Annotated in this window: 19 protein-coding genes, 1 tRNA gene and 1 pseudogene; 8 read left to right on the top strand and 13 right to left on the bottom strand. The window is 69.0% G+C overall.

What is annotated here, in order from left to right:
- Positions 1 to 221 precede the first annotated feature (221 nt).
- Both D7Y13_RS11625 and D7Y13_RS11620 read left to right on the top strand, forming a co-directional pair.
- Positions 222 to 1,616, top strand: coding sequence for an SH3 domain-containing protein (locus tag D7Y13_RS11625; RefSeq protein ID WP_120583130.1), 1,395 nt, complete (start codon positions 222 to 224; stop codon positions 1,614 to 1,616).
- Between the two features lie 125 nt (positions 1,617 to 1,741).
- A complete protein-coding gene (locus tag D7Y13_RS11620; RefSeq protein ID WP_233601961.1) occupies positions 1,742 to 2,125 on the top strand; it encodes a GatB/YqeY domain-containing protein in 384 nt (127 codons plus the stop codon).
- A 75-nt stretch (positions 2,126 to 2,200) separates the two neighbouring features.
- On the opposite strand, the gene D7Y13_RS45680 is transcribed toward D7Y13_RS11620, so the two are convergent.
- Both D7Y13_RS45680 and D7Y13_RS11615 read right to left on the bottom strand, forming a co-directional pair.
- The gene (locus D7Y13_RS45680) at positions 2,201 to 2,350 is read right to left on the bottom strand and encodes an RCC1 domain-containing protein (RefSeq protein ID WP_158620333.1); all 150 of its coding nucleotides are present in this window, start codon (positions 2,348 to 2,350) and stop codon (positions 2,201 to 2,203) included.
- 63 nt (positions 2,351 to 2,413) lie between these two features.
- Positions 2,414 to 3,652 (bottom strand): styrene monooxygenase/indole monooxygenase family protein, encoded by a 1,239-nt coding sequence (locus D7Y13_RS11615; RefSeq protein ID WP_120583129.1) that lies wholly within the window; start codon positions 3,650 to 3,652, stop codon positions 2,414 to 2,416.
- A 121-nt stretch (positions 3,653 to 3,773) separates the two neighbouring features.
- Between D7Y13_RS11615 and D7Y13_RS11610 the strand changes: the two genes are divergently transcribed.
- Positions 3,774 to 4,208, top strand: coding sequence for a hypothetical protein (locus D7Y13_RS11610; protein ID WP_233595442.1), 435 nt, complete (start codon positions 3,774 to 3,776; stop codon positions 4,206 to 4,208).
- Positions 4,209 to 4,295: 87 nt separating this feature from the next.
- Here D7Y13_RS11610 and D7Y13_RS11605 read toward each other — a convergent pair whose 3' ends face one another.
- The 5 genes from D7Y13_RS11605 to D7Y13_RS11580 all read right to left on the bottom strand — a co-directional run bounded on the left by D7Y13_RS11605 (position 4,296) and on the right by D7Y13_RS11580 (position 9,965).
- Positions 4,296 to 5,042 carry a hypothetical protein gene (locus D7Y13_RS11605; RefSeq protein WP_167508740.1) on the bottom strand — a complete coding sequence of 249 codons (747 nt, stop codon included), beginning with the start codon at positions 5,040 to 5,042 and terminating at the stop codon, positions 4,296 to 4,298.
- Entirely contained in the window at positions 5,042 to 7,105 is a 2,064-nt protein-coding gene (locus D7Y13_RS11600) for a protein kinase domain-containing protein (RefSeq protein WP_199732730.1), read from the bottom strand. The genes D7Y13_RS11605 and D7Y13_RS11600 overlap by 1 nt, the downstream gene beginning before the upstream one ends.
- A gap of 48 nt (positions 7,106 to 7,153) precedes the next feature.
- Entirely contained in the window at positions 7,154 to 8,158 is a 1,005-nt protein-coding gene (locus tag D7Y13_RS47920) for a hypothetical protein (protein WP_244222341.1), read from the bottom strand.
- 104 nt (positions 8,159 to 8,262) lie between these two features.
- Positions 8,263 to 8,997 (bottom strand): hypothetical protein, encoded by a 735-nt coding sequence (locus D7Y13_RS11590; protein ID WP_120531660.1) that lies wholly within the window; start codon positions 8,995 to 8,997, stop codon positions 8,263 to 8,265.
- A 500-nt stretch (positions 8,998 to 9,497) separates the two neighbouring features.
- On the bottom strand, positions 9,498 to 9,965 hold the full coding sequence (locus tag D7Y13_RS11580; protein ID WP_120583125.1) for an FBP domain-containing protein: 468 nt from the start codon (positions 9,963 to 9,965) through the stop codon (positions 9,498 to 9,500).
- Here D7Y13_RS11580 and D7Y13_RS11575 point away from each other — a divergent pair.
- On the top strand, positions 9,964 to 10,401 hold the full coding sequence (locus D7Y13_RS11575; RefSeq protein ID WP_120583124.1) for a hypothetical protein: 438 nt from the start codon (positions 9,964 to 9,966) through the stop codon (positions 10,399 to 10,401). The two genes, D7Y13_RS11580 and D7Y13_RS11575, sit on opposite strands and share 2 nt — an antisense overlap.
- A gap of 288 nt (positions 10,402 to 10,689) precedes the next feature.
- On the opposite strand, the gene D7Y13_RS11570 is transcribed toward D7Y13_RS11575, so the two are convergent.
- Entirely contained in the window at positions 10,690 to 12,270 is a 1,581-nt protein-coding gene (locus D7Y13_RS11570; protein ID WP_120531612.1) for an alpha/beta hydrolase family protein, read from the bottom strand.
- A 252-nt stretch (positions 12,271 to 12,522) separates the two neighbouring features.
- Positions 12,523 to 13,434, bottom strand: a complete 912-nt coding sequence (locus tag D7Y13_RS11560) for a LysR substrate-binding domain-containing protein (protein WP_120583122.1) — start codon at positions 13,432 to 13,434, stop codon at positions 12,523 to 12,525.
- A gap of 114 nt (positions 13,435 to 13,548) precedes the next feature.
- Between D7Y13_RS11560 and D7Y13_RS11555 the strand changes: the two genes are divergently transcribed.
- The 4 genes from D7Y13_RS11555 (at position 13,549) to D7Y13_RS11540 (ending at position 18,270) form a co-directional block, all read left to right on the top strand.
- Positions 13,549 to 15,489, top strand: coding sequence for a M61 family metallopeptidase (locus D7Y13_RS11555; protein WP_120531610.1), 1,941 nt, complete (start codon positions 13,549 to 13,551; stop codon positions 15,487 to 15,489).
- Positions 15,490 to 15,735: 246 nt separating this feature from the next.
- A complete protein-coding gene (locus D7Y13_RS11550; protein ID WP_158620332.1) occupies positions 15,736 to 16,737 on the top strand; it encodes a TolB family protein in 1,002 nt (333 codons plus the stop codon).
- Between the two features lie 88 nt (positions 16,738 to 16,825).
- A complete protein-coding gene (locus D7Y13_RS11545; protein ID WP_199732729.1) occupies positions 16,826 to 17,392 on the top strand; it encodes a TetR/AcrR family transcriptional regulator in 567 nt (188 codons plus the stop codon).
- Positions 17,389 to 18,270: an SDR family oxidoreductase gene (locus D7Y13_RS11540; protein ID WP_120583121.1), complete on the top strand. Its 882-nt coding sequence runs from the start codon at positions 17,389 to 17,391 to the stop codon at positions 18,268 to 18,270. The genes D7Y13_RS11545 and D7Y13_RS11540 overlap by 4 nt, the downstream gene beginning before the upstream one ends.
- 239 nt (positions 18,271 to 18,509) lie before the next feature.
- Here the strand turns inward: D7Y13_RS11540 and D7Y13_RS11535 are convergent.
- From D7Y13_RS11535 to D7Y13_RS11520, 4 genes and pseudogenes are all read right to left on the bottom strand, one after another.
- Positions 18,510 to 18,582 (bottom strand) — tRNA-Ile (locus tag D7Y13_RS11535).
- Positions 18,583 to 18,674: 92 nt separating this feature from the next.
- Entirely contained in the window at positions 18,675 to 19,004 is a 330-nt protein-coding gene (locus D7Y13_RS11530) for an MGMT family protein (protein WP_120531607.1), read from the bottom strand.
- 85 nt (positions 19,005 to 19,089) lie between these two features.
- A complete protein-coding gene (rpoD, locus tag D7Y13_RS11525) occupies positions 19,090 to 21,210 on the bottom strand; it encodes an RNA polymerase sigma factor RpoD (protein ID WP_120531606.1) in 2,121 nt (706 codons plus the stop codon).
- 90 nt (positions 21,211 to 21,300) lie between these two features.
- Positions 21,301 to 21,784 (bottom strand): annotated as a pseudogene (locus D7Y13_RS11520) (DNA primase); the annotation flags it as partial.

Genomic DNA, 21,784 nt, shown 5'->3' with positions numbered 1-21,784 from the left:
GGCTGGATTGGATTCCATGGGACGGCACCTTCCCCGGACCCGGAGCCGGCGTGCAAGCCACGGCCCCTACGCCGCTGCCCACGGTCATCGTCAGGGTCCGGGAGGGCCTGCGGAACACGTGAGGTTACGGCTGCTGGAGGTAGACCCGCACCGGGGGCCCGCCGTTGGCACGCCAGTAAGCCGCCTTGTCTGGCACGGCGGTCGTGCATCAGAGTCGCTGCATGTCCAGCGCATGCGCCCTGGTGCTCGCCGCCGTGCTCACCGCCACCGCATCGTCCTCTCCCGCGAGGGAGGCCGACGCGGATCTGGATGGCGACGGCACGCGCGAGCACATCACGCTCGAGGTGACGAAGCCCGGCGCCTTCCGTCTCAGCGCTGGCACGGCCGTCGCTGAAGGTGAGCTGCCCGGAGTGCGCGGCGTCACCGTGCTGGACCTCGACACCCGCGACAAGCGCCGGGAGGTGCTCGTCCACGGGGAGGGGCGCTTCCGCCTCTTCCGTCAGGAGGGCACCGCGCTCCAGGAAGTGCCGCTGCCGGCCGGGACACCGAGCGCCTCCGGCAACGGCTTCCTCCTCTGCGACGTTCCCATGGCGGACGGCTGGGCGCGCCGCGACAAGTACCTCTACGACGCGAAGCAGCCGGGCTTCACCGACGTGCCGCAGGAGCTCTACGCCGTGAGCCGCGTCCTCCCGCCTCCGGGCTGGGTGCCGCTCCAGCAGACTCCTGGAAGCATGGACGTCGTCGCCCTGGCCGGGCCCGAGCGCGCCCTCTTGCTGCATGCCTTCAAGCCGAACCCGGCGGAGGTTGATGGAGGCTGGTACCTCGCGGGGGTGGCGGGCAACTCGGAGGACGTGCTCGGCTGGATTCCGGCCCGGGTGCTCCGGAAGAAGGTGAGCGTCGACGACGGTGCGATGCTCGGGGCGATTGTCGTGCTGCCGGAGCTGTACGCCTCGGGCCTGAAGCCGAAGGTGGCCACCTCCTTCCCGCTGCTGCGCACGCGCCGGGACGACGCGGAGACGGTCGCGAAGCTGCGCGCGGGGAGCACCGTCACCCTGCTGGCCACGGATGGGACGTGGTACCTCGTCCAGTCGGAGACGCGGCTGATCGGCTGGGCCCGGGCCGGCACGCTCGCGCAGGGGCTGTCGGCGCTGAAGAAGGCCGCGGTGCCCGACAAGCGCGCCCAGCTTTCCACCCTGCAGCGCCGCCTGCGCGCGGCGATGCCAGCGCCTTCCGCCGGGCGCGAGGACTGGCAACCCGACGCCGCGGGCCTCATCCTCGAGAACGAGTACGCCAGCACCCTGGACACCTACAACTTCTGTCCAGACGGCCGGGTGGTGCTCGAGTTCCTCGTCGACGACTTCAAGAAGTACGGCACCTGGACGCTCGACGGGGACACGCTGAAGCTGGAGCTCACGCGCAAGACGATGCAGCTTGGCGTGGGGGAGCCCATCGGACCTCCGGAAGGAGTGGAGGGCGTGCGTCAGTACAGCAAGACCACGCCCCATGAAGGCACGCTCGCCGAGTCCCAAACGCTCGACTGGAGCGAGGTCCTGGAGGACGTGAAGGCTCCCTCCCCCAGCTACAGGCCGAGGCGCGGTACCCCCACCTGCCGTTGAAGGCAGGTCCGCCGGGCGTCGGACATGGGAGCTGTCACGCGTCACCCGCTCCAATCGACCACCGGGAAGGCAGTACAGCATTTCCATTGAGGCTGCCGACCTCATCCCGCATCTCGATACGCACCATGGGCGTTCTCTACTACTGTATGCGTATGAGAACCGTGGATGAATGGAAGGCAACGCTGCGTGCCGCGCTGAAAGACGCACTGCGCACTCGAAATGCACCCGCCTCGGCGGTCCTTCGGGAAACGCTCGCCGCCATCGACAATGCCGAGGCGCCCGACATGAGCGTCGCGCCTGCATCGGTCGGTGGCGTCATCGCTGGCGGTGCGGAGGGACTCGGGAGTGGGGAAGTGCCTCGACTGCTGTTGTCCCCGGAGGCAGTGGACGTGCTCATCCAGCGCGAAATCCAGGAGCGTCGCGACGCGGTGGCGCTCTATACCCAGCTCGGCAGGCCCGAAGAGGCCCGCGCGCTGAGCGCGCAAGTGGATGTGCTCCTGGCGCTTTGAGAAGAAGCCCGGCCCTCTGTCTTTCGGAGGGCCGGGCTTCAAGGTGTGTCGCAGGCGGGAGTCCGGAGCGCGGAACTACAGCGAAGGGTGCGCCGCCAGGGTCGTCTGGTATTGGCTGTAGCCGTCTCCACGCTGACCGTACCGGGCCTCGCCCCACGCCTGGACCGTACCGTCCGAGCGCAGCACCAGCGCCAGCGAATGAGGGAGGTCTGGCAACCTGAGCATGAAGACCTGGATTCGTCAGGGAATCAAGCGAGGCATCCCCAACCTGCGTCTGTGATTGCTTGGCTATGCGGCGGTCGCCTGCCGGATGCGGGCCTCGGTCTCGGCCGGGCTGGCAATCCAGGGCCAGAAGCGCTGCGGCTCTCCGAAGTTGTCGAAGAAGGTGTCGCCCAGTGCCGGCACCTTCGAGGCGGCCCCGAGGTACTGCATCACGTGCGGCGGAGGCGGCTGGAGCAGCATGTTCGTGAACCCGGTGATGTACTGGCCCTCGGTCCGCCAGAAGTGCTCGAAGGTCTGCTCCATCCAGTCCGGGGTGAAGGGCTGGTCACCGTGCGCGAGGATGGCCTGGGTCACGCAGTGGGCCTGCTTCGATGCGCTGTTGAGGCCCTGGCCCGCGATGGGGTCGTTGAGCATCACGACGTCCCCCAGCCCCATCACGGCCCGGCCGGAGGGGAGTCGTCCCACGGGCTTTCGCACCGTGGGCGTGAACGCGCCGGTGAGCCAGGACGACTCGTCCACGATGGCGGCGTCCTTCAGCCGGTCCTCCACCCACGGTGAGAAGTCGTGCATGACGTCCTTCATCCGCGCCAACGCATCCCGGGCGGTGGTGAGGCCGCGGAAGCGATCCAATCCCTGGCCGGGGATGGCCTCCAGCAGGATGCAGTGCAGGGGGCCGCGGATGCGGTCGAAGTACGGCATGGAGAAGTACTCGCCGTGGCCCGCGGCCAGGATGAACTTGAGCGCGGGGTAGGGCGTCTCATGCAGCGGCTTCATGCCGGTGACAATCATTGCCATGAGGTTGCGCTGCGGCTGCGCATGGGGGCTGCGCCCGGCATCCCGCTCGAACAGCGACATGAAGCTGTTGCGGCCCGCGGTCACGAGCACCAGGTCATGCCGGGGGGCGAGCGCCTCCAGGGCCTCCACGTCCACGTCGCGCACCACCACGGTGCCGCCGCGCCGCTCGAACTCCGCGAGCCAGCGCGAGTACTTCGCCCGCAGGTCCAGGGCCTTGCCCGCGTTGAGGATGCGTCCCTGCACGGTGAGCGCGCGCTGCCCGGGGGCCATGCAGATGTCGAGGTCGCCGCCCTGGGCGGACGCCCCCGGGCCCGTCCAGAAGTCGAGCCCCAGCTCCTGCTCGTACTGGCAGGCGCGGCCGAAGAGGTAGGTGGTGGCGGCGAGCCGGGCGTTGAAGAGCTGCTCGGGGTTGCGGTCCGAGTAGACGGTGACGGAGTAGCCCTTCGCGAGCAGGCCGAAGGCAAGCTGCAGGCCCGCCTGGCCTGCTCCAATGATGCCGATGTTCCTCATGGTCCCCCCTGGGGTGATGAGCGGGCATGACGCCCTCCCAGGACACTACGCAGTGGGGGCGCGGTCCTGGCAATCCGTCCCGCGGGATGTGGGGAGGCCGCGCCTGCTTCGCCCCTGGGACATGGCCGCCGCCGGCAAGACCCGCGGGGCGCCGCAAGGCAGGCAGCCCGGCCAGCCCCCGGCCCCAATCCATTCCAGGCCCGCCGACCCGGGCAGCGTGTATGCCGTCCGCTACCGCGAAGACCTGTGGGGTGCCGCTTATTGCCACGAGGTGCGCACCGATGAACGGGGCAGTGTGCGGGGCCAGATGGAATACCTCGACCTGCTGTCCCCCAATCCTCCCACGGCCGACCAACTGCCAGGCACCGCGTTCCGTGATCGTCGGGATGGCCAACGCTGGCAGAGCTGGTGCAGCGGCCTCGAGAAGACCCCCGGGGCCAAACGGATCGCGATCGATGTGCCCGCCCCCGCGCACGACCAGCCCGTGCCGGAACGCCTCCCATTCGGTGGCGCCCGCGACCTGCAACATCTTGCCGGCTGGAACTTCGACTTCTGAGGAAAGAGAAAGGGCAGGGCAGGGACCTGCGGCCGACGTCATTGCTCCCGGATGGGACAGCGGGCGTGAGGCACGTCGGGACTCCGCCTACTTCCGCTGTGGCACGGCCAATCGCATCTGCGCGCTGGAGGGGGCGGGCGTCAACACCATCCCATCCAGGACTCCATACGCATAGGCCACCGCGAAGGCATAGGCCCCCACCAGGTACGTCACGTTGAGCGTCCGCGCCGTCCCCGCGTCGCTCGCGCTGTAGCGGCCGTCCGGCCCGCGCAGCGAGAGCGAGGTCCCCAGGGAGACTCCCGCCGCCGCGAGTCCCAACCCCTGCGTCACCGCCAGCACCGTGCCCATCCTCGAGCGCCCGTGCTTGAAGTGCCCCACGCCCAAGGGCGCCAGATACCAGGCACGGGTCAGCGCCGGCGGGGTGGGCACCTCGTCCTTGCGGAGGGGGTCGACGATGGCGGTGGGCGGCGGCAACAGCCGAGGATGTCGCTCGGCGCTCAGCTCCGCGATGCGTGTCGGGTGCTGAGCTCGCGCGCGCTCGACGAAGGCGAGGAAGTCCGGCGGATACAGCAGCGGGTCCAGCACCGGGTCGCCGTGAACGGCCAGCCCTCGCACCACCTCGTCCTCCGCGCGGGCCAGCTCTTCCTGCGCGTGGTAGGTGGCCGCGAGCAACAGGTGCGCTTCGGCCTCCAGCGCATCTCCGTCGAGCCGCAGCGGATAGAGCAGGGACTCCAGCTCGGCGCGAGCCTGGGACAGCTCGCCGGATTGGTAGGCACCGCGCGCGCCATCGAGCGGGGACGCCGCGAGCACCATCATCATCAAGGCCGCGCCCATCACGGCGTCACGTCCAGCGCCACTTCGAGACGACGACCGGCGACCACGTCCACCTCTCGCAGCAAGGGAGGCGCACCCGCGCGGCGTGCCGTCACGGTGTGTCGTCCATGCTCGACCACCACCGGACCGGAGAGGGGCGCGACGCCCACCTCTCGGCCGTCCACGAAGAGCCGCGCGCCCACGGGAGCGAGGATGAGCACCTCCGCCTTGCGCAGTGACAACACCACGTCGCGCGTCACGGTCTCCCCCGGCGCGAGCGTCACCTCCTGGTCGACCTCGTCACACAGGGGATTGACGAAGCGCAGTCGGTAGGTCCCCGCTGGCAGCGAGAGTTCACGCACGCGAGGCGTGTAGCCCTGACTCTCGCCGTTCACGAACACCTCTGCCCACGGGCGCGCCGTCACCTTCAGCACCGCGGGACGCGCGGGGACGGTGGTTCCCACGTCCGGACCCGTGGTCGGTACCGGGGGCCGCGCGTCTCCTGGGGACCCGGCTCCCGCCGAGTGCCCTGTCGGCAGGGACGATACGGCCAGCTTCGCCGAATCAATTCCCTCCGAACGCCCTCTCGAAACGGAGGGCTGCACCGGGTCATCCGCGCCGCTTCTCGCCGAACGCCCCAGTCCCCGCGAAGCGTCCAGCCTCCGGAGTTCCGTCCTCGGGGCAGGAAGCACCTGGCCCGTAGGCGTGGGCGCATGAAGGAGTTCGCCGATGGAGGAGCCCTCAACGGGCGCCGCTTCCGGGGACGCCTTCCCTGACGAGGACTCCGCGCCACGCGACGTTTTCGCTCCTTCGACGCCCTGGTGCGTCCTCACCGCGGCAGGGTCCTCAACCGCCCTCCGCGCGGACTTCACCCGGTCCGCCGCGAGGTCTTCGCTCGAACGCGCGGTGGCGCTCGCCACTTCCACTCCGGAGGACGCAGCGCCACCCGCCATCCCTCCGCTCCGTCGAGCGAGCGTCCCTCCACTCCACACCACCGCCGCCGCGCAGAGCACGAGCCCCGCGCCCACGGCGCCAGTCCTCCACCCGGAACGCCTCGGCCGCTCGCGCAACAGCGCCGCCACCTCGGCGGATGTCGGCTCCAGCACCAGCGCGGTGTTGAGGACCTTCGCGGCCCGCGCCCCCTCGCCGCGCGCCAGCAGAGCGCGCCCCTCCTCCAGCAACCGCTCGAAGCGAGCCCGACGCCATCGGATGGCACCTGCCACCGGGTTTCCCAGGAACTCCCGAGCCACGTCGGCGGGCGGACCTACCCCTCGCTGGAGCAACGCCTCCAGCGCCAACGCCAGCACGGCCCCGTCGCGCGGTCTGTCCCGCGCATCCTTCGCCAGACACCGCGCGACCAGGGACGCCAGCGGCTCGGGCGTGCCCGGCACCACCTCCGTCAGCGACGGCGCATCCTTCGTCATCACCGACGCGGCCAGGTGCGCCGCGCCCTTGCCCGCATGCGGCGTGGTGCCCGAGCACAGCTCGAACAGGATGACCCCCACCGCGTACACATCCGAGGCGGGCGAGTACGCGCCCGTGTCGATGCGCTCGGGCGCCATGTACGGCAACGAGCCCGTCACCGCCCCGGTACTCGTGAGGCGCTCCTGGTCCTCCAGCGCGGCGAGGCCAAAGTCCGCCAGCTTCAGCGGCCCTCCTTCCGCCACCAGCACGTTGTCGGGCTTCACGTCGCGGTGGACGATGCCGCGCGCGTGCGCCGCCGCCAGCGCCCGGGCGAGCTCCCAGCCCAGCACCATCACCGCCTCGGGCGGCACCGGCGAAAGCCTCCCCGCCAGCGAGCGCAGGTCCTCGCCCCGCACCCACTCGCAGACGAGAAACGGGCCATGGGCCCCATCCTCGCCGTAGTCATGGACCTCCAGGACGTTGGGATGATGGAGCGAGGCGGCCAGCTCGGCCTCCCGCCGGAAGCGCTCCGCGCGACCCGTACCGCCTCCCGGGTGCATCCGCTTCAGCGCCACCGGGCGCGACAGCCGCAGGTCCGTGGCCAGGAAGACCGTGGCCATTCCCCCACGCCCCAACTCCCGCTCGAGTCGGTAGCGGCCCGCAAGCACCTCACCCATCATCACCCGGGCATTCTCCGGGAGCGCGCTCCCGCGAGCAACCCGGGCGGACTACGGCGACAGCCGACAGGCCTTCGTGTCCCCCACCAGCTCGCAGGCACCCGTCGCCCCCCCGGGGCAATCCCGGTCCAGCCGGCAGGGCTGCCGACACCGCGGCGCAGCCCCCGACGACAGGCACACGCTACACGGCGCGCAGTCCAACGAGTTCTCGCAGACCTCTCCCACCGACGACGGAGTGCCCGAGCATTCCCGCACGCACAGTCCGTCCGGGGCACATTGGTAGCCCGACTCGCAGAGGCCACCCCCCACCGGGTTGCACTTCTCCTCGCACCGCAGTCGCTCCCTGGGGCACTGGGCGAAGCTGGGACAGTCGAAGGAGTCCTTGCACGCCTCTCCCAGTCGAGGCCCCACGACACAGTGCGCATCCGTGCACCGTCGCTCGTCGCGACACGTGAAGTCCGACGTGCACGTCAGTGTGCACTTCCCGCCTTCACAGGCCGCCGCGGCATCCGCGCACTCGCACGCCCGCGAGCACGTCCCTCCCACCACCACCGTGCTCGAACATCCAGCGTCCGGTACCTCGCACCCCGTCCCCGTGCAGCCTCCATCTGGCTTCACGCATCCCGTGCCCGTGCAGCCACCATCCGTCGGCGTCGTCACCGGCAGACAGGCACTCAGGGAGCCGGACGAATCGGGCACGGGCCCACAGCCGTACCCCGGCCGGGCACAGGCCTCGCCACAGGTTCGCAGGCACTGCCCCAGACTTGTCGCGCACACGCTTCCTGGCGGGCAGGACCTCTCCTCGGAGCACGCCAGCAGGCAATACCCGCCCGGAAAGCCCGTGCCGCAGGTGAGCCCCGGACCGCATTCAGCATCCGCGCCACAGGCCTCCCCCAGCCGCTCCCCATCCACGGGCTCGCAGTCACCTCGCACACAGACCTGCCCCTGGGAACAGCCCTGGGAGTCGTCGCAGCGGACGCGGATGTCGAGCGGACAGCCCGGCGCGACGAGCAGCACCAGCGCGGGCAACAACGAGAGCAGGAGAAGGCGGCGCATCACCAAGGCCCGGGCGACTCTACGCCGAGGGCCGCTCGAAGAGCAGCCCCCAACGCCAGCGGCCCCATGCTCCCTACTGGGGAACACGAGGCCGCCTTCACCAGCTACATGCAGGTGCCCATGACGCCCGGCACGGCGAAGCACTGGCCACTCTTGCACTGGGCGTTCTCCGCGCACGGGAAGCCGAAGTCACCCGGGCTGCAGAACCCGAGAACCGAGGCGGAGACGGGCTTCACGCAGCTCCACGCCGAGGGGCAGTTCGAGTTGTCACGGCAGAGCCCCTGCATGCAGAAGCGGCCCTTGTTGGCCACGTAGCCGTCGTTGCACACCGCGCCGCCCAGGCCCGTCGGGCACACGCCGTCCTCGGGGCACGGCGGGAAGCTGGCGCAGTACGGCTGCTTCGAGCCCTGGTCATCGGGGTCCAGGCACACCGCATAGGTGTCGCAGCCGTCCTTGAAGTCGGGGGTGTTCGGGTCGCACGTGGGCGGGTTGGCCGGAGGCGTCAGGCTGCACAGGCCCTCGATGCAGCGCTGGTTGCTCTGGCACTGGCTGTCGGAATCGCAGGTCGCCACCTTCTTGCTCTTGCAATAGGAGGCGAGCGTGCCCGTGTCCTCGGCGTCGCAGTACTGGTCCGCCGCGCAGTTGGCGTTCGTCTGACAGCCGAGGGCACACAGGCCGTTGAAGCAGAACTGCCCGGAGGGACACGCCTTGCTCGTGCCGCACAGTTCCGCGCTCTGCTCGCTGGGGTTGCCGTCCGGCCCCTCGCTGTCATCGTCCTTCGTGCTGCCACAACCCACGACCGCCAGCGCCAGGAACAATCCCATCAGCACATGCTTCATGTTCGTCTCCATGAGGTTCGTTCGCACCGTGGCGGCCCTCCGCCAGCGTGCACGGGGCAACCCCATCGCAACGTGCGTGCCGAAGCCTCGCGAGACACCGGATCGCCCCGATTCCAAGGGGTTGCATGACGACCCTGGCCCTCCGAGGGCCTGACGCGGGGGGAAACGTGCCAGGACTGGCACGCGGACAGACCCTCCAGAGGAGGCGGCCTGTCAGTCCCCCCCGCCCAGGTAGCGGAACAGCGAGCGAAGACCGATGCCCAGCGCCGCCGCCGCGTCCTTCCTGCCGCCGCGGCTACGCCGGCCCGGGCAAGGGCAACGCGATGGGCCCCGACTTCTGGCGGGAGATGCCCGAGGCGCTCCAGCGGCTGCCCGCTTCCTGTCTTTGTCCTCTTCCAGCACTCCACCGTGGAGCGGCTGGCGCAGCGGCTCCGCCACCACCTGCGCGAGCTGGGGTGAGAAACTCCTGGAGGGGGCGGCGGGCTTGAGCGCCCGCATCCTCACGCGTCCGAGCCGGGCTCGAGGCCCAACGCCTCGCTCGCGAAGCGGGCCATCCGTTCAACGAGCCGCTGGGTGTCGTCCAGGACGCTGCGACCGGACAGGTTGGCCACGGACTCCAGCCGCTCGCCGCAGCGCAGGTCCATGCAGAGGTTCACGCCCACCCGGCGCTTCGAGTCGACATCCGTGGTGAGCAGGCCGATCTCCGCCTCGGAAGTACGGCACCAATCACACACCTGGGGCACCAGGGACTTGTCCCCCTGATGATCACGGCGGAAGGCGATGCCTGTGGGCTGCCTGCCTCCGGGTGCGGTGAACAGGAGGAAGACGCGCACCCCATAGGGGTCCACCCAGGCGAAGTAATCCCGGATGAAGAGGGGGAACTTCGTGCCCTTGGGCAGCTCCACGAACTTGCGGTCCCGCGAACGGAACGCGCGCAGAAGCTCTTTCTCTGTCTCGATTCTGAACATGGCGGTCGCTCAGACGATGCACCGCCACGGTTCTGACCGGGCGGGTCCGCCGCCATGGTGCCATGGCGCTGGATTCGGTGACGCGCAGGTAGCGGGCTCCCGCGCCGGGGTACATGACGCCGTCGAGCGCGTCCGCCAGCACCTCCGCGACCAGGGTGCTCGCCTCCCACGCCGCAGGATCGATTGTAATCACGACCGCGGGGACGAAGCCCACCAGACGCTCGACCGCGGCGAAGAACTCCTCGTTGTTCTCGGGCAGGATCTCGCAGGCATCCAGCGAGCCTTCGTCGAACCGCTCCGTGCCCCCGTCGTCCTCGTCGTCCTCGTCGTCCTCGTCGTCAGCTTGTTCGAGCGCGTAGACCCACGGGGCATCGTGCGGAGGGAGCGCACGTCGGCCGGCAATCACGTATTCGAAGCCCATGGGCCGGAGGGTTGAGCGAATCGGTACCCCCAACAATGTCCGTCGCTGGGCGCGGGTACGGCCTCCGAGGCCGGCCTCCGGTCCGTCCTACGATGGGGGCGGCGCGTACGACGCGGGCCAGTACGTCATGGGGGGCGCCACGGCGTCTTCGCTGAACACCGACCTGATGAACGGTCCACTGTGCTCAAGGACGCAGAGGATGGCGCCCGCTCCCGGCGCACAGGACATCCTGGTGGCCCGGGCGAACGGAGGGCGGCATCCGACGCTGGCGGAGCGGAGCGAGCTTCGGGAGGCGGGCGCCCATCAAGGCAGGTGCACGACGAGCTCCACCTCCGGGTGCTCGGCGGAGGGCCCGTCCAGCAGGGGCGTGGGGCGTGCGCGCACGTGCTTGTCGAAGAAGGCGCGCACGTAGGTGTTCACCAGGGTGAAGGAGCGCTGCGCGTCGAGGGTGCCCAGTGCGTATTCGCTGGCGGTCGCCTGCGGCGAATCGACGCGGATCAGGGGCAGGGCGAGCACGAGGTCGCTGAAGGTGATGTGGCCGGCCCCCTGGAGGTCCAGGTCGTAGCCCGTGGCGCCCAGATGCTGGAAGAAGCGGTCCCGGCTGGAGTCGCCCTCCGCGCCCTCGCTGTTCATCACGAGGAAGGGGACCTGGACCTGCACCTCCAGGTCCCCGTGGAAGGTGCCGTCCTGGTTGAGTCCCGCATGGACGCGTGCATCCGTGCGGCAGAGCTCCGCCGCCGCCGAGCCGCCGAAGGAGTGGCCAAACGCGCCGATGCGGCCCAGGTCCAGCCTTCCGGTGAAGCGCCCCGCCGGGTCGCTGGAGTCCAGCGCCGTCAGCCGGTCGAGCACGAACCGCGCGTCCGCCGCCCATTGGGCCTGGACGCGCGTGTTCAGGGCCGGGTCGAGAGGGGAGAGCTGGACGAGTTCATCCACCACGCGACCGTCCGGGAAGACCAGCGGGCCGCCTCCCCGGGGATGGGAGATGGCCACCACCACGTAGCCCTGGCTCGCCAGTTCCTCCGCGACCCCGCTGTACATCGCCGTCGCCATGCCGTAGCCGTGGGAGAAGAGCAGCACGGGGAACCGCTCCTCCCCGTCGGCCAGGGGCACGCCGCGAGCCGCACCGGCGAAGAAGAAGCTGTAGAACGACGGCGGCAGCCCCTGCGTCCCGGCGACAAGCTCGCCCTCGCGCCACGTGAGGAAGTAGGAGGCGGGTTGTGCCTGGGGGCGGGCCCGCGCGGGGTACCAGAAGCGCACCTTCAGCTCGCGCTTGTCGCCGGACGCGGGGGTGAGCGTCTCCTCTCGCGCCTCATCGGTCCAGGCGTCCTCCAACGTCCCCACCGCATGGGGACCGGTGGGAGGCGGGAGCCGCACCACCGGGTGGTGGACGTCATGGACCGAATCCCGCGCGCTGACGGTGGCGCCGCCGCGCGTCCGAGCGCTGAAGACGACCTGGGCCGTTCGCGGCGTCAGGACGCCAGCCGCCTTCAACTCGGGCAGGGAGAAGCTCAGGATGGCATCCAGGCGGCCATCCCCATCCACATCCCGCGCGGTGCCGGCTGCCAGTGCCCGCACCTTCGCCTTGCCTTCCGGGGCGGACAGCGTTGCCTCTTCGGCCAACAGCTCTTCGGCGGCCAGGGTCTCATCCCCGAGCACCGCGACGTCGAGGCTTCCCGCACCCGTCAGGTCGACGGCGTTGGGATACACGCCAGGAAGGACATCCAGCGCCGCGGTGTCAGGCTGGAATTCGGACGGCGGCAGCGGATCCACGTCGTCCTCGCCGCAGCCGGTGGCCGCGACGAGGCAGAGGGCCAGCACGAGCCCTGTCCCGTAGCGCCACGAGGCGTGAAGCGAGGGGCTGCATGAGGCGGAGGTCGAACGCATGTGGCTTCCTTCTGGAATGAGCCCGGCCCCTGACAACCAAGCATGTTCGCCTTCACGACGGGCTGGCTTCGTGACGGATGCGTGAACTGCGCACGGCGCCCGAAACCCTCGCTCAGCGTGGGTCGTTCCCCCAAGCAGGAGAGGAGGAGGTGAGGGTGGCGCCCCAGGCAGCGGCCCCCAAGGAGCCGATGAGGCAGAGGACGCCGCGAGTGGGCTGGGCAGAACCCATGACGAGAGAGCCACGGCCGGGCGTCAGCCCCCGCCGCGCGGCCGCGCCCGCCGGGGTGTCGTCAGCTCCTGCGCGAGCGCTTCACGCAGGATGCCGGCCAGTTGGGCCACGGTCTTGCTCGGCTCCCGTTCGGCCCTGAGCAGGTGCACCGGAATGCTCCCGAGCGCGGGCAGGCCCGAGGCGCGGGGCTCCAGCACGGCCAGCGTCTTCGGCAGGCCGAAGGCCGTTCGCAACGTCACGCCCAGCCCCGCCTCGGCCGCCGCCCACAGGCCCGCGAGGCTCGGGCTCGCGAACGCGATCCGCCAGGCGAGCCCCTTCCGGTCCAAGGCGGTCGTGCAGGCCTCCCGGAACACGCAGGGCGCTTCGAAGGCGATGAGCGGCAGCGGCCGGCTGCGGCTTCCAGTGACCTGCCATCCAGGCTGACCAATCCACACGAGCGGCAGCTCCGCGATGCGTTCACTGCAGCCGCGAGCCCCACCGCTCCAGGCGAGCGCGAGGTCCAGCTTGCCGGTCATGACGTGGTTGACGAGGTGGGCGTTGCGCTCGGTGCGCACCTCGATGCGCACCGCCGGATGCGCGCGCGCGAAGGTGCTGAGCACCCTGGGCAGCCAGGTTTCGGCGAAGTCCTGCGGCAACCCCAGGCGGACCTCGCCCTCCAACTCGCTGCCCCGCAGGCCGTCCACGGTCTCATCATTCAGTTCGAGGATCCGCCGCGCGCAGCCCAGCAGCACCTCTCCCGCCTCGGTCAGGACCAGCCCCCGCCCGGAGCGTTCGACCAGCGCGCGGCCCACCTGCTCCTCCAGCTTGCGCAGCTGGGAGCTCACCGCTGACGGAGAACGGCCCACCCGTGCGGCGGCCCGGGCGAAGCTGCCCAGCTCGAAGGCCGTCACGAACGTCCGCAAGACATCCATGTCCAGGTTGATCCGGGGGAGCATCGTTCGATTTCCTCGAACCCAGGCTTCCAGACTTCGGAATTTTCGGCAAGACGGGCCCGGGATACGACGCGGATCATGCCGGCCTCTCCCGCCCATCCTCGAAGCGTCAGGGTCATGCCATGTGTTGTCGCCACGGTGGCCGTCTGGATGGTTTCGACGGCGGCGCACGCTCAGGCACCCTCCGCATCCCAGTCCTGGCCGCTGCCCCAACCCGCGCCCATGCCGCCGCCCATCGAGCCGCCGCGTGACACGCCCTTCCCCGGCACCATCCGCTTGCACGTCGACGCCACCGACGCGGCGCGCGGTGTCTTCCGCGTCAAGGAAACCCTCCCGGTCGCGCCCGGAAGGCGGTTGACGCTGTTCTTCCCGCAGTGGCTTCCGGGGGATCATGGGCCCACCGGTCGGTTGGAAGGACTCGCGGGGCTGAAGGTCCAGGCCGGAAAGAGAGTCATTGCCTGGACCCGCGACGCCGTCCAGGTCGCGGCCTTCCACATCGACATCCCCGCCGGCGTGACGTCCATCGACGTGCACTCGCAGTTCCTTGGCGCCACGGAGCCGCGCGTGGGCCCGGTGGTGGCCACGTCCACGATGCTGGACCTGCAATGGCACAACCTGGTGCTGTATCCTGCGGGCCACTACGCCCGGCGCATCACCTATGTGGCCAGCGTGAAGCTGCCGCCCGCCTGGGAGTTCGCCACGTCGCTGACCGTCGCCCGACGGGATGGTGGTGAGGTCCGGTTCCAGCCGGTGACGCTGGACACGCTGGTCGACTCACCTGTGATTGCCGGCCGTGCCTTCAAACGCATCCTGTTGAGCGACGATCCCGTCCCGGTCCACGTGAACATCGTCGCCGACGACGCCGCGGGGCTCGAACCGCCTCCCGAATTCGTCCAGGGCTACCAGGCACTCGTGCAACAGGCCTACCGGCTCTTCGGCTCGCAACACTACGACCACTACGACCTGATGGTCTGGCTGTCGGACGGCTTCGGCCCCAGCTACTTCGAACACCTCCGCTCCGGTGAGAACGCCGTGCCCGCCGATTTCTTCACGACCTGGAAGGACAGGCCCGAGCGCCGTGGACGTCTGGCGCATGGGTTCGTTCATTCGTGGAACGGCCTGTTCCGCCGTCCCGCGGAGATGTGGACGCCGGACTTCAACACGCCGGAGCGCGACTCACTGCTCTGGGTATTCGAGGGATTGACGTCCTACTGGCAGGACGTGCTCACCACCCGGGCGGGGTTGTGGACGCGGGAGGACGCGCTCGACGACTGGGCCGCGACCGCGGCGGCCATGGCCAGCCGCCCCGGCCGGCGCTGGCGCCCGCTCCGGGACGTGACCAATGACGCCGTCGTGCAGCGCCGCAAGCCGCTCTCCTGGCAGGGCTGGCAGCGCGACATGTTCGATGCCTACTCCGAGGGTGCGTTGATCTGGCTGGAGGCCGACACGCTGCTCCGGGAGCGCAGTGGCGGCCGCAAGTCGCTGGATGACTTCGCTCGTGCGTTCTTCGGCGTCCGCGCGGGCAGCCAGGTGACGATGACGTACACGCTGGAAGACATCGTCACCACGCTCAATGACATCCTGCCCCATGACTGGTCAGGCTTCTTCCGCTCCCGGATTGAAGAGACGCGCGACGCCCCGCCCCTGGGTGGAATCACGCAAGGCGGCTACACGCTCGCCTGGAGCGAGGAACCCACGGACGCCGTCCGGCGGGCCGAGGCGGCGAGCGGGAACGTGGACCTCGGCGACTCCCTCGGCATGATGCTCGCGAAGGACGGCAAGGTGCTCCGGGTGGATTGGGAAGGGCCTGCCTTCAAGGCGGGCCTGCTGCCCGGCGCGGTGGTGACGGCCGTGAACGGGAGCCCCTACGACGCGCAACGACTGAAGGACGCCGTCAAGGCCACCGCGCACCAGGAGCCCTTGCGGCTCTCCTGGCGCCAGGGCACGGCCACCCGTTCCGCCCTCATTCCCTGGCATGGGGGGTTGCGCTACCCCCGGCTGCGGCGGGTCGAGGGCACACCGGCGATCCTGGATGAAATCCTGGAGCCACGCGACTGACCCGGAGGAAGTCGCAACCGGCGGGGATGGAAGGGCAAACCCAACCGCCAACGGCGACTCTTGCTGGTCCGAAGCGCCGGATCGCGGCAGGACTTGCCGTCCTCACAGGTCGCTCCAGGGGAAGCGGCCTTGAGCGTGGATTGGCCCTGCCCTTGCTTTGTCGACGTCATGTTCGCCCCTTCCGTCCCGGTCCACCTGGGCCGGGGCTGGCACGGTGAACCTGAACCACAGCTGGGAGCCAGTGCGATGATGATGGGAAGAAGCTGCATCCTTGGAGCAGTCCTGCTGACGGCCGCGTGTGGTGTCTCCAACCCTGAACAAGAGGTCGCGGAGGACGACGTCACGGCGAAGACGTGCCTCCCCAACTGCCCACCGCCGACGAAGATCGCCTTCGCGTCGAACCGGGGAAGCGACCCCGCCCACCCCATCAACACCTACGACATCTTCGTGATGGGCACCGATGGCACCGTGCTGACCCGCCTCACGAGCGACCTCGTGATGGACCGGCGCCCCAAACTCAACAAGGCGCGCACCCGGGTGGTCTGGCAGCGAGACTACGGCCAGACGTCCCCGTACTTTGGCGACTTCGAGATCGTCGCCGCCAACATCGACGGCAGCAACATGCAGCGGCTCACGAACTGGGAAGGTGATGACGAACAGCCTGCCTTCAGCCCCGACGGGACGCGCATCGTCTTCGCCCACTGCGCCTCCCGGTGCAGCCTCTACCTGATGGACGCCAACGGCGAGCACCGGACCCTCCTGGCCACGGACCTGCAAGGCTCCGGCAGCTACCTCACGCCGAGCTTCAGCCCCGATGGCCTGAAGGTCGTGTTCGGCTACGAGGCGCTGAGCACGTCGGACATTCCCTTCCGGGGCATCTACCGCATCAACGTGGATGGGACAGGACTGGTGAGGCTGAATGAAGGCCCCTCCGACTGGACCTCGTTCTTCCCGGTCTACAACGCGGCGGGGACGAAGATTGCCTTCACCGCGAGCATCTCGGTGCAGGGCCTGTTCGAGCGGGACCTCTACTCCATGAACGCGGACGGGACGGGTCTGGTCGCGCTGCAGAACGGGCCGGAGGACGACCAATGCCCGGCCTACAGTCCTACTGCCGATACCCTGGTGTTCGAGCGCCTCCCGGGCGGCACGAGCAGTGGCGAAATCTTCATGCGGTCCGTCAACGGCACCCTCACCAACCTGACGAACACCGTGAGCGCGCACGACGTCGAACCGTCCTGGCAGTGACGGAAGCCCGGTGAAACGGCGCGCTCAAGCTGCCCGAGTCTTTTTGGAGCGTATTGACAGTAAGTGCGCTGATTGTCACGATGTGCAGATGCCGGCGACGATGACAGATGACGAAGCAGCCGCGCGGCGCGCGAGGGTCCTCGTCGCCGCGCGGTGGTGCTTCCTCAATTTCGGCTTCGCGAAGACGTCGTTCGAGGATATCGCCAAGCGCGCCAGGCTCTCGCGCACGCTCCTCTACCGGATCTTCAAGGACAAGGAGGAGATCTACCGGGCCGTCTTCGTGGACTGGCTGGTCTCTCGACACCCCGCGGCGAAGCAGGCGGCGAACGGTCCGGGCAGCGCCTATGAGCGCTTGCTCAGCTTCTGCCGTCTGATGGTGTTCGAACCCTGGGCGGAGATGGTCGGGGCACCGATGGGGAGCGCGTTCCTCGAGGCCTGTGAGCTGATCGACCCCGAGGGTGAGGCGCTCTACCAGGAGGTCGCGCTCGAGTGCGTCGCCGCGATCCTGGGCGACGAAGCGAGCGCCGAGGTCTTCTTGCTCGCGCTCGACGGTTTGCTCGCCGACAAGCCCCCGATGGAGGTGCTCGAGCAGCGGACGCAGCTCCTCGCGGCGCGCTTCGCTCCTCGCTCGTCGAAGAAAGGCTCAAGGTCATGACCGCGTCAGGTGAAATCCAAGAGCTCGTCGTTGTCACCGGTGCATCCACCGGCATCGGCGCGGCCACGGCGCGCGAACTGGCCCGGCGGGGGTTCCATGTCCTCGCGGGTGTTCGGCGCGACCGGGACGCCGACGCAATTCGGGGGCCGAGGATTGAGCCGCTCATCCTCGACATCACCATCCCTGAGCACATTCGGGCGCTGGCGGCTCGAGTGCACGCAGACCCGCAGGGCAGGGCAGTGCGGGCGCTGGTCAACAACGCCGCCGTCGGGGTCAACGTACCGTTCGAGGCCTTCGCCATCGATGAGTGGCGACGCCTGTTCGAGGTCAACTTCTTCGGCCACGTCGCCGTGACCCAGACACTCCTGCCGGCTCTGATCCGCAGCAAGGGGCGCGTGGTCAACATCAGCTCCGTGGGTGGCAAGGTTGCCGGGCCCACCTATGGTCCCTACGCAAGTACAAAGTTCGCGCTCGAAGCCGTCAGTGACTCCTTGCGACGTGAAGTCGCTCCGCTCGGCGTCCGAGTGGTTGTGGTCGAGCCGGGCGGGGTGCGCACGGAAATGCCCGGCCGGGTGATCGCCACCGCCAATGAGCTCGCCTCGGCCATGACGCCCGAGCTGAGCCAACGCTATGGCGGCCTGGTTCAAGCCATCACCGCGCAGACCGCGGCGTTCACCGGGCCAGGGTCGGGCGTGTCCGCTGACGCCGCGGCACAGGTGATCGCCAAGGCCGTGACAGCGCGCAAGCCGCGCATTCGCTACACCATCGGCCGCGACGCGGCACTGCTCACTCTTCTGGCGCGCATCCTGCCTGATCGAATACTCGACGTCGTCTCCGCCGCCGGCCTGCGTCCCTACTTTCCCAAGGAGCGCCAATGAGCATCACGACTCCGCGCGATGGCTCGCGGGTAGGTCGGCGCTCGTCACCGGTGCGGCCCACAGCATCGGTGACGACAGCGCGCTCACCTTTGCGCGGCACTGCTCGCCCTGGGAGTTGGCCTGCTCTCGCCGTCGCTGTTGGGGACGCCACTGCTGCTCCCCTCCAGGGACGCCACGAAACCGGGGCAACTTCACGCCTCTGGGGAGCTTCCCGAGGCGCTGTGCGGGGGTAAGGGGAGTGGGCCCTCCTGGATTCGAACCAGGGACCAATCGGTTATGAGCCGACAGCTCTAACCGCTGAGCTAAGGGCCCCCTCGGGTCTTCAACGCCAGACGTGACAGACATCCTCGCGCGGCGCGGGCTGACTATCTCCCCGCGAGCGCGCCCGTGGCAAGGACTCGCCGTCAGCCGTCCTCGCGGTCCTTCAGCGCCACCCGGAACACCTGCCCGCGCTGCGCCACGGTGACGCCCTCCGCGCGCAGCCGCTTCGCCTGCTCGTGCGCCACCGGGGGCGCCAGCGTCCCGTCCGAGCGGATGACGCGCCACCAGGGCACCTGCGTGGCCTGTCCCGGAAGGTGTTTCAACTCCCGGCCCACGCCGCGCGCCGCGCCGGGCCGCCCCGCGTAGAGCGCCACCTGCGCGTACGAGCGCACCTCGCCCCGGGGAATGGAGCGCACCTGGCGCATCACGGTCTCGGAGAAGGGCAGGGGAGCAGCGGGCTTCTTCGGAGGCACGCGGGGACCTCGGGGTGAAAACGAGAAGGCCCCCGTTCCACGACGCGCGGGAGCGGGGGCCTTCAGGACAGCTCAGGTCAGCGGTCTAGCTCTCGACGAAGGAGCGCAGGCGCTTGGAGCGGCTGGGGTGGCGCAGCTTGCGCAGCGCCTTGGCTTCAATCTGACGGATGCGCTCGCGCGTCACCTCGAAGTCCTGGCCCACCTCTTCCAGCGTGTGGTCGCTCTTCTCGCCAATGCCGAAGCGCATGCGCAGGACCTTCTCCTCGCGCGGCGTGAGCGTGGCGAGCACCTTCCGCGTCTGCTCGGCCAAGTTCATGTTGATGACCGCGTCCGCGGGCGACACGAGGCTCTTGTCCTCGATGAAGTCGCCCAGGTGGCTGTCCTCTTCCTCGCCGATGGGCGTCTCCAGGGAGATGGGCTCCTTGGCGATCTTCAGGACCTTGCGCACCTTGTCGAGCGGCAGCTCCATCTTCTCCGCGATCTCCTCCGGCGTCGGCTCGCGGCCAATCTCCTGCACGAGGTAGCGGCTCGTGCGGATGAGCTTGTTGATGGTCTCGATCATGTGCACCGGGATGCGGATGGTGCGGGCCTGATCCGCGATGGCGCGGGTGATGGCCTGACGGATCCACCAGGTGGCGTACGTCGAGAACTTGTAGCCGCGCTTGTACTCGAACTTGTCCACCGCCTTCATCAGGCCGATGTTGCCCTCCTGGATGAGGTCCAGGAACTGCAGGCCGCGGTTCGTGTACTTCTTCGCGATGGAGACCACGAGGCGCAGGTTCGCCTCCACCAGCTCGCTCTTCGCGCGCTCCGCCCGCTTCTCACCCAGCCGGATGGCGTCGTAGTTGCGGCGCAGGGCGTCCACGGGGAGGTTGGCCTCCTCCTCCACGCGCTTGATCTTCCGCACCGCGGTGCGCACGTCGCGGTCCAGGACCTCCAACTGCTCGGCGGTGAAGTTGAGCTGCTTCTGGAGCTTCTTCGCGATGTTCGGGTTCTCGCGAGACTCCTTCAGCTGCGGGCGCAGGTCCTTCATGGAGACGCTGTAGCGACGCTCCAGGTCGCCCAGCTCCTCCTCGGCCTTCTCCACGCGCTCGATGAGGCCCTTGAGGTTCACGACGATGCGGTCCACCTGCTTCTTGTTCAGCCGCATCTCCTCCAGGACCTCCATCATCTTGGTCCGAAGGTCCTTCACCTCCTGCTTCAGCTCCTTCTTGCGCACCTCCGTGAGCTTCTTCTTCCCGGAGAGCTCCTCCTCCAGGACCTCGCAGTCCTTGGCGAACTTGCGGAAGCGCTCGATCTGCTTGGAGATCTGCTCGATCTTGTTCAGCTCGCTCTGCGCGAGCTGCGCGGGAGCCTCGGCCTCGGAGACCTCCTCGACGGCCTCCTCCGCGTTCTCCGACTGGGCCTCTTCGGGCGCGTCCTTGATGACGTCGCGCACGCGCAGCTTGCCCGTCTTCAGGCGGTTGCTGATGTCCAGGATGTCCGCCACGGCGACGCGGCAGGCGAGCAGGGCGCGAAGGACTTCCTTCTCACCCTCCTCGATGCGCTTGGCGATCTCCACCTCGCCCTCGCGGGTGAGGAGGCTGACGCTGCCCATCTTGCGCAGGTAGAGGCGGACGGGGTCGTTGGACTTGCCACCCGGCTCGTCGTCCTCGTCCTTCTCGTCCTCGTCCTGGTCTTCCTTCTCTTCCTCGACGGCGACGGTGGGCTTGATCTCGTTGGACTGCGCGGCCTTCTGCGCGTCGACGATCTCGATGTCGTTGTCGCCGAACATGCTCATCACGTCGTCGATTTGATCGGACGACACGATGTCGGCGGGCAGGGCGTCATTCACCTCGTCGTAGGTGAGGAAGCCCTTCTCGCGGCCGGCGGCGAGCAGGTCCTTCACTTCCTTGCGCTCGGCGACCGGGTCCTCCTCCACGTCGTCCTCGACGGCGTCGGGGTCGACCTGGACGGCGGCGGCGGCCTCTTCAGCGGCCTCCTCCGGGTCCACGTCGTCGGCGAGGGCGGCCACGCCCTTCTTCTTCTTGATCTTCTCGGGTGCCTCGGCGGTGGCGTCCTTCGCCACCAGCTCCTTCTCCTCGGCATCCGCAGCCTTCGTCACCTTCGCCACAGGGCTTTCCGGTGCCTTCTTCTTGCGGATCACCGGATCCACCTTCTTCTTGGTGGGCTTCACGGATGCCTTGGAGGGCTTCTGCGTCGGCATTCGGGTACTTCTCCTTAAGAAAATCAGGTGCTTTGGCCTGGGCGAGCCGGCCGATCTACCGCAAAGTCGAGCTTTCTTACAAACGCGAACTCAAACCGGTTGCATTGGTGCCTTTGTTCCCGTTCCCGAGGAGGCGGGCCTGAGCTCGTCCAGGACGCGCTTGCGGAGCGCCAGCAGCTCCTTGCGCTCGGACAGCAGCTGCCGCGTCTCCTCTGTCAAATCAAAAGCCCCCGGCGTCTGTTCCGTAGCTCGCTTTATATAAACGAGCCGCTCGTCGATCCGCCGCACCATGATGTCGCGGCACACCTGGACGAACTCCCCCTCCAGCTCCGAACCCCCGGCTGAAAGCCGGCGGCCGGCCTCCAGGAGCGCTCGCTTCACCACCTCCGTCGCCTCGAAGAGCGCCTCCTCCACCCCCTGCCCGGAGGTGGTCTGGGCCAGCACCATCCGCAGCCCCATGTGTGACAACTCATCACACACGCGGAACACATCCCGGGTGAGCAGCCGGGGCTCCCGGAGCACGGCGGCCACGTAGAGGCACTCGGACTCCGGGGGAGGGCGCTCCGCCTGGGGC

The sequence above is a fragment of the Corallococcus praedator genome, assembly GCF_003612125.1.
Classification (GTDB): domain Bacteria; phylum Myxococcota; class Myxococcia; order Myxococcales; family Myxococcaceae; genus Corallococcus; species Corallococcus praedator.
The sequence above is the reverse complement of the archived record's forward strand: the minus strand, read 5'-3'. Positions and strand labels throughout refer to the sequence as shown.

What these genes read in the sequence shown, in the direction of transcription:
- D7Y13_RS11625 (WP_120583130.1), top strand. Translation starts at nt 222, where the DNA reads ATGTCCAGCGCATGCGCCCTGGTGCTCGCCGCCGTGCTCACCGCCACC.
- D7Y13_RS11620 (WP_233601961.1), top strand. Translation starts at nt 1,742, where the DNA reads ATGGGCGTTCTCTACTACTGTATGCGTATGAGAACCGTGGATGAATGG.
- D7Y13_RS45680 (WP_158620333.1), bottom strand. Translation starts at nt 2,350, where the DNA reads ATGCTCAGGTTGCCAGACCTCCCTCATTCGCTGGCGCTGGTGCTGCGC.
- D7Y13_RS11615 (WP_120583129.1), bottom strand. Translation starts at nt 3,652, where the DNA reads ATGAGGAACATCGGCATCATTGGAGCAGGCCAGGCGGGCCTGCAGCTT.
- D7Y13_RS11610 (WP_233595442.1), top strand. Translation starts at nt 3,774, where the DNA reads ATGGCCGCCGCCGGCAAGACCCGCGGGGCGCCGCAAGGCAGGCAGCCC.
- D7Y13_RS11605 (WP_167508740.1), bottom strand. Translation starts at nt 5,042, where the DNA reads ATGGGCGCGGCCTTGATGATGATGGTGCTCGCGGCGTCCCCGCTCGAT.
- D7Y13_RS11600 (WP_199732730.1), bottom strand. Translation starts at nt 7,105, where the DNA reads ATGATGGGTGAGGTGCTTGCGGGCCGCTACCGACTCGAGCGGGAGTTG.
- D7Y13_RS47920 (WP_244222341.1), bottom strand. Translation starts at nt 8,158, where the DNA reads ATGCGCCGCCTTCTCCTGCTCTCGTTGTTGCCCGCGCTGGTGCTGCTC.
- D7Y13_RS11590 (WP_120531660.1), bottom strand. Translation starts at nt 8,997, where the DNA reads ATGAAGCATGTGCTGATGGGATTGTTCCTGGCGCTGGCGGTCGTGGGT.
- D7Y13_RS11575 (WP_120583124.1), top strand. Translation starts at nt 9,964, where the DNA reads ATGGCGGTCGCTCAGACGATGCACCGCCACGGTTCTGACCGGGCGGGT.
- D7Y13_RS11580 (WP_120583125.1), bottom strand. Translation starts at nt 9,965, where the DNA reads ATGTTCAGAATCGAGACAGAGAAAGAGCTTCTGCGCGCGTTCCGTTCG.
- D7Y13_RS11570 (WP_120531612.1), bottom strand. Translation starts at nt 12,270, where the DNA reads ATGCGTTCGACCTCCGCCTCATGCAGCCCCTCGCTTCACGCCTCGTGG.
- D7Y13_RS11560 (WP_120583122.1), bottom strand. Translation starts at nt 13,434, where the DNA reads ATGCTCCCCCGGATCAACCTGGACATGGATGTCTTGCGGACGTTCGTG.
- D7Y13_RS11555 (WP_120531610.1), top strand. Translation starts at nt 13,549, where the DNA reads ATGCCATGTGTTGTCGCCACGGTGGCCGTCTGGATGGTTTCGACGGCG.
- D7Y13_RS11550 (WP_158620332.1), top strand. Translation starts at nt 15,736, where the DNA reads ATGATGATGGGAAGAAGCTGCATCCTTGGAGCAGTCCTGCTGACGGCC.
- D7Y13_RS11545 (WP_199732729.1), top strand. Translation starts at nt 16,826, where the DNA reads ATGCCGGCGACGATGACAGATGACGAAGCAGCCGCGCGGCGCGCGAGG.
- D7Y13_RS11540 (WP_120583121.1), top strand. Translation starts at nt 17,389, where the DNA reads ATGACCGCGTCAGGTGAAATCCAAGAGCTCGTCGTTGTCACCGGTGCA.
- rpoD (WP_120531606.1), bottom strand. Translation starts at nt 21,210, where the DNA reads ATGCCGACGCAGAAGCCCTCCAAGGCATCCGTGAAGCCCACCAAGAAG.